Source organism: Mesorhizobium sp. WSM4841 (genome assembly GCF_055811515.1).
The window spans coordinates 1-1110 of record NZ_JBVVQC010000088.1; the positions used below are offsets into that span (position 1 = coordinate 1).

General features: G+C 65.8%; 1 protein-coding gene. It reads left to right on the forward strand.

The window, feature by feature from the left end; all coding sequences use genetic code 11:
• The coding region (locus AC0L14_RS34740; protein ID WP_473752226.1) for a peptidylprolyl isomerase at positions 1-823 on the forward strand (823 nt) is incomplete at its 5' end.
• Positions 824-1110: the final 287 nt, after the last annotated feature.

Consider the following 1110-nt stretch of genomic DNA (forward strand, 5'->3'; position numbering starts at 1 on the left):
ACCAGCCCCGGCCCAACCGGCCGCCCCCGCCCAACCGGCGCCGGTCGATCCGAACGCCGTGGTCGCCACGATCAACGGCCAGACGCTGACCGAGGCAGACCTTGCGCTTGCCGAAGGCGAGCTGTCGCAGCAGTTCGCGCAGATGCCGCCCGAACAGCGCCGCGCCGCAGCACTTTCGGCGGCGATCGAGATCAAGGTCATGGCTGCCCAGGCGGTCACCACCGGCCTCGACAAGGATCCCGACTTCCAGCGCCGCATGGCGTTCCTGCAGCAGCGCGCGCTGCATGGCGAAATGGTCGAGAAGGATGTCGTCGGCAAGGTTACGGATGCCGAGGTTCGCGCCCGCTACGACCAGGAAATCGCCAACACGCCGCCGAGCAACGAGGTGCATGCCCGTCATATCCTCGTGAAATCGAAGGAAGAGGCCGATGCGATCATCAAGCAGCTCGACGGCGGCGCCGATTTCCAGAAACTCGCCAACGAGCACACCAGCGATCCGAGCGGCAAGACCAGCGGCGGCGATCTCGGCTGGTTCGGACCCGGCCAGATGGTGCCGGAGTTCGACAAGGCGGTCTTTGCGCTGGCGGTCGGCAAATACACCGAACAGCCGGTGCAGTCGCAGTTCGGCTGGCACGTCATCCAGGTCGAGGACAAGCGCGCCAAGCAGCCGCCGGCCTTCGACCAGGTCAAGGACCAGGCCCGTCAGGCGGTCATCCGCGACAAATACATCGCGCTGGTCAAGTCGCTGCGCGCCGAGGCCAAGGTCGAGATCCCGGACGAGAAGCTGAAGAAGACGGTCGACGCGCTGGAAAACACCAAGTAGGCGAGGGCGAGGCTAGGGCAGGCGGGGTCGTCGGTACTTCCCTTCTCCCCTTGTGGGAGAAGGTGGCCGAGCCCACGGGTCTTGCCTCCGGCAAGCCCGAGGACAGGCTCCGCTCGGTCGGATGAGGGTGTTCCGCTTGGCACCGACCGCACTCCGTCCAGCACCCCTCTTCCGTCTTGGCGCTTCGCGCCAATCCACCTTCTCCCACAAGGGTGTTTGGACTGGGGACATCGCGAACAGGTGTGCGAGGACATCGCGAACAGTTTTGCGCATTGTGCGCGAGGGGG